The 4,955-nt window shown below is 71.8% G+C and carries 6 protein-coding genes; 2 read left to right on the top strand and 4 right to left on the bottom strand.

The window, feature by feature from the left end:
* Window positions 1–127 (top strand): winged helix-turn-helix domain-containing protein (locus tag QZ433_RS12650; protein WP_295784083.1); only part of this gene is annotated, 127 nt, incomplete at its 5' end.
* A gap of 387 nt (window positions 128–514) precedes the next feature.
* Here QZ433_RS12650 and QZ433_RS12655 read toward each other — a convergent pair.
* From QZ433_RS12655 to QZ433_RS12665, 3 genes are all read right to left on the bottom strand, one after another.
* Entirely contained in the window at window positions 515–991 is a 477-nt protein-coding gene (locus QZ433_RS12655; RefSeq protein ID WP_295784072.1) for a hypothetical protein, read from the bottom strand.
* Window positions 992–1,177: 186 nt separating this feature from the next.
* Window positions 1,178–2,227: a 4-hydroxythreonine-4-phosphate dehydrogenase PdxA gene (pdxA, locus tag QZ433_RS12660; protein WP_295784075.1), complete on the bottom strand. Its 1,050-nt coding sequence runs from the start codon at window positions 2,225–2,227 to the stop codon at window positions 1,178–1,180.
* Window positions 2,220–3,392, bottom strand: a complete 1,173-nt coding sequence (locus QZ433_RS12665) for a four-carbon acid sugar kinase family protein (protein WP_295784077.1) — start codon at window positions 3,390–3,392, stop codon at window positions 2,220–2,222. The genes pdxA and QZ433_RS12665 overlap by 8 nt, the downstream gene beginning before the upstream one ends.
* 189 nt (window positions 3,393–3,581) lie before the next feature.
* Between QZ433_RS12665 and QZ433_RS12670 the strand changes: the two genes are divergently transcribed.
* A complete protein-coding gene (locus QZ433_RS12670; protein WP_295784081.1) occupies window positions 3,582–4,571 on the top strand; it encodes an aldo/keto reductase in 990 nt (329 codons plus the stop codon).
* Window positions 4,572–4,638: 67 nt separating this feature from the next.
* Here QZ433_RS12670 and QZ433_RS12675 read toward each other — a convergent pair whose 3' ends face one another.
* Complete coding sequence (locus tag QZ433_RS12675; RefSeq protein WP_295784085.1) at window positions 4,639–4,875, bottom strand: dihydrodipicolinate synthase family protein; 237 nt, start codon at window positions 4,873–4,875, stop codon at window positions 4,639–4,641.
* Window positions 4,876–4,955 lie beyond the last annotated feature (80 nt).

The following is a 4,955-nucleotide window of genomic DNA, read 5'->3' on the forward strand; positions in this document are numbered from 1 at the left end:
GCAGGTCGCCGACAGCGGGTACCTGCGGCTGTACATGTCGCAGTTGCGCAAGAAGCTCGAGGCCGATCCCTCGGCCCCGGTGCACCTGCTCACCGAACAGGGGATGGGGTACCGGCTGGTGGTGTGACGCGCCTCCCGCGCGGCGCGTGCAGCTGTGCCGAACTCCGGAAAGACCGAGCCGGTCGCCCCCGTCCGCCCCCGTTCAGGCCACATCCACGCGGAATCTCAGGAGTTTCGATCGTCCTACGGGTCATCTCGGCCCCCGCCGGCCCCTCCCACCCGCCGGCCCCGCGACCCGCCGCCCCAGCCGGTCGCCCGGCCGCTGTGGCGCCACCGGCCGAGCCGAACTCCTGAAGAACCGAGCCGTTCGCCCCCGCCCGCCCCCGTTCCGGCCGCAATCGAGCGGAATCTCAGGAGTTTCGCTCGCCCTCCGCCTCGTCGTCGGCCGCGCAGGCCTCGAACTCGGCCTGCACGCGCGCGCAGCGACAGGCGTACACGATCGAATGCAGCAGCATCAGCGCACCTCGCCGACGGTGTGGCATCCGGGGCAGGGGACGGCGACCCGGTCGCCGACGCGCACATCGCCGGGGAGCACCACCGTGCCGCACGGCTCCTCCCCGTGGGCGTCGAACACGGCGAAGGGCTCGTCGTACGCGTGCGACACCCGGCCCAGCAGCCGCGCCTCGCGCCAGACGACGTCGAGTCCCGCGGCGCACGCGTCCAACCGGATGGTGTCGGCTCCGGCATCCGTCACCGTGGCCACGATCACCGTCGTCGACAGGACGGGGGATGCCACCCCTCCCGACGCCGGGATCACCGCCGGCCCCGTGCACACGCAGGGCGTGCCGCAGATCTCGGCGTAGCGGCCGACCGACATCGCGCGGACGGTGACGTCGTCGATCGTCGGGGCGGAGCCGGCGGGCCACGCCGAGGGGTCGAAGGGCGCCGGGATGCTGGCGCGCAGGGTCGGGAGCAGGGCCGTGAGGGTCATGGCATCCGGTCTACGCTCCGCGCTCGTGCCGTGCCGCGATCCTCACGGATCGCGAACGGCCCGCGTGCGGATCCTCACCCTTCGCTCGCGCGCCCCGGAGACCGGGTCACCTCAGGCGCGCCCGGGGGTCGAGAGCACGTCGCTCGCGCCCCGCGGGACCGGGCGCATCGCCGGACCCTGCCGGCCTCAGCCGACGAGGTCGCTCGCGCGCGCGGTCTGCCAGACGGCGTCCCACCCGCGCGACAGCTCGGCCGCGCGCCGAACGGACAGGACCAGGCTCGCCTCTCGCGCGATCCCCTGTCCGGCGATGTCGAACGCGGTGCCGTGATCGACCGACACGCGCACGACGGGCAGGCCGACCGTGATGTTGACCCCGTCGTCGCCGTAGACCGCCTTGAACGGGGCATGGCCCTGATCGTGGTAGCACGCGATGACCATGTTCCACTTGCCGCGCACGGCGGCCGGGATGAGCGCGTCGGCCGGGATGGGGCCGTGGGCGTTGATCCCGCGGTCGCGGGCTCGTTCCACGGCGGGAGCGAGGATGTCGGCATCCTGGTCACCGAAGATGCGGTTCTCACCCGCGTGCGGGTTGAGTCCGCACAGACCGATCGCCTCGTCCGGCTTGCCGAGCGCGCGGACGAACGCCCCCGCGAGGGTCAGGACATCGTCGGTGCGCTCGGGGGTGGTCCGCTCGATCGCCTGCTGGAGCGAGACGTGGGCGGTCAGGTGGAAGAAGTAGAGGTCGCCCGCCGAGAGCACGAGGCTGAAGTTCTTCACGCCGAACTCGTGGGCGAGCAGCTCGGTGTGCCCGGGCCACTTGTGCCCGCCGGCCTGCATGGCGGCCTTGTTCAGCGGCGCTGTGACGATGCCCTGCACGATGCCCTCGCGGGCCAGGCGGCACGCCTCGACGACGAAGCGATACGCTCCGTCACCGGCGGCCGGGCTCAGCTCGCCGACGGGGACGTCGCCGAGCGACCCTCCCGTCTGCACCACCTCGATCACAGCGGGGTCGTTGACGGCGTCGCGCGGGTCGGCGATCACGCGCACCGCATCCGGGTCGAGACCGACGAACGCGGCTCCGCGACGCAGGGCATCGGCGTCGCCGATGACGACGGGCACGCAGATCTCCCGCAGCTCGGGGTGCTGCAGGAGCGTCTTGACGGTGATCTCGGGCCCGATGCCGGCGACGTCGCCCAGGGTGAGGGCGAGGACCGGGAGAACGGAGGGCTCAGTCATGGTGGTCTTCCTTCGGATCGGCGGGGCGGGGAAGGCGGTCGGGGCCGGACGGGCCCCTCCGCAAACGGGAGACGAGGTCGACCAGCGTCTGCGGCGTACCGAAGCCGCCGGACTTGGTGACGATCCGGGTGCCGTCGGCGATTCCGCCGACGATCGTCCCGGTCGGGCAGCCGGTCTCGAGCACGTCGTCGACGAGGATCCCGGTCGCCCCGAGGGAGTCGAGCACGGCGGCGACACCGTCCCCGCCGACGACGACGAGGGCGTCGACGCGGCGGGCGCGCACGAGCGCGCTCACCCGCTCGGCGATCTGATCGGCGACACGGGCCGGGTCGCTCTCGCGACGGACGGGAGGCGTCACGAGATCGACCCCCGGAGGAGCGGATGCCGCCAGCTCGGCCATCTGCAGGGCCGAGACGGGATGGAGGGACGTCACGATGACGATGACTTCGCCGCGGACGGCGCCCGCGTCGGTCGGCGGGGAGGGGTGGCTCCAGCGGCGGGCGAGGGCACCGGCGAGACCGGCCGATCCGACCGCCACGGCGTCGGGCTCCGCGCCGATCACCTCCGCCACCGCGTCGAGTTCACGGTCCGTTGCGGCGTCGGCCCAGGTCCGGGTGGGTGCCGGAAGACCCCGGCCGTCGAGGGCGAGCCGTCGGAAGCCGGGGAAGAGATCGGCGAGGTGGTCGGAGGCGACGGGAGCGAAGGGATCCCGTCCGGAGGCGGTCTCGCTCACCGGGACACCGTCGACGAGGACGACGCCGTTGATCACCGTCCGCCCCTGGGCGGGGAAGGCCGGGGCCACCACGACGCGGGCGTCATCTCCCCACACCTCCAGGGCTCCCTGCACCTGGCCGGCGACGGGACCGCGCAGGGTCGAGTCGATCTTGACGAAGAGTCGCTGCGCTCCCGCGGCCGCCAGGCGATGCACAGCGCGGGACGTGGCCGCTGCCGCATCCACCTCGCTCATCGAGCGCGAGCCGGTCGCGATGGCCACGACGGTGCGCAGCTCCGCGGAGGTGGTGCGCGGGGGTTTCGCCGCACCCACCAGAAGGCGCACCGTCCACCCGTGCCGCGCGAACGTGCCCGCCGAATCAGCGGCCCCGGTGAAGTCATCGGCGACCACGCCGATGACGTCCGGCGCGACGGCGTGCACCTCGGGACTCATGCGGGTACTCCCCGGCGATCGCCGCCGACGGCGACGACCTGGGTCGGGGAAGCGATGAGGGGCACGGTCTCTCCAGTGAGCGGGCGGGGTTCTCGAGCCAACATAACACGACACCGCGCGTTTCGCGCGAGATAATTGCGCGTTGCGCGCATTCCTGGGAGACTGAGGCGGCTACCAAGGAGGTTACGCATGCGCGACGATCTGTCCGCGGACTCACTCACCATCCCGGGGACGACCGTCCCCCTCACCCGCGTCGTCCTGGGAACGATGAACATGGGCGACACCGCCGACGCCGCGGCATCCGAGCAGCTGTTCGAGGCGGCGGTCGATGCCGGCATCACCGGAATCGACTGTGCGAACGGCTACGCCCGAGGGACGACCGAATCCCTGATCGCACCGTGGGTCAAGCGCCATCGAGACCGCATCGTGCTGGCCACCAAAGCGGGGATGCCCCACGCCGACGCCGGGACGGACTCGCCCCTGTCGTCGCGCGGTCTGCGCGCGTCGGTGGAGGGCTCGCTGCGACGTCTCGACGTCGATCGGATCGATCTGTTCTACCTGCATCAGCCCGATCGCCTCACCCCCGTTCGCGAGACGATGCAGACCGTCGCGCAGCTTCACGAGGAGGGCAAGATCGGTGCCTACGGGGTGTCGAACTTCGCGGCATGGCAGACGCTCGAAGTCGTCGGGCTCGCCGACGAGTTGGGTATTCCTCGCCCGAGCGTCGGGCAGAACGTCTACAACCTCATCGCCCGCCGCGTCGAGGACGAGTGGATCGAGTTCGCGTCGACGTACGACATCGCCACCATGTGCTACAACCCGCTCGCCGGCGGGATGATCGCGCGCTCCCCGCTCGCCGGCGCGGCGCCCGCGCGATTCGAGGGATCGGCCCTCGCCGAGATGTACAAGAAGCGCTACTGGACCGACGAACTCATCGCGGCGACGACCGCGTTCGCCCGCCTCGCCGACGAGTCCGGTCTGCCCATGTACGAGCTCGCCCTGCGCTGGCTCATCGGTCGCCCCGGTGTCGCAGCCGTCCTGATCGGCGCGAACCGCGAATCGCAGCTCCGCGACAACATCGCCGCCCTGACGAAGGGGCCGCTGACGTCCGACCTCGTCGAGGCGTGCGACGCCATCTCGTCGCCGCTCAAGGGAACGATGCCCGCGTACAACCGATGAATGCACGTAACGAAGAGCGGGGCCCCGCGTCGAGGACACTCGACGCGGGGCCCCCCTCTTCGTTCTCTCAGCCCAGTCCCGCAGCCTGATCGGCGCGGACCGTCGCGGCGATCCTGTCGAGAGCGTCGGCGCTCAGCAGGTTGAACGGCGCACGGCACGGACCGACGTTCTCCCCGGCCGCGTTGGTCGCCGCCTTGACGATCGTGTTCGGGTTGCCCAGGACGAAGAGGTTGCGCAAAGCCCGAATCGATGCCTGGGCGGTGCGCGCGCCGTCGAGGTCACCCGCCGCCCAGCGCTCGTAGATCTAGACCATCACGCGCGGGTAGACGTTCGCCACGGCGGTGATCCCGCCCGCGCCGCCCGCCTGCAAGGTCGGCAGCACCA

The organism is uncultured Microbacterium sp., assembly GCF_913776565.1.
In the GTDB taxonomy this organism is placed as follows: Bacteria; Actinomycetota; Actinomycetes; order Actinomycetales; family Microbacteriaceae; genus Microbacterium.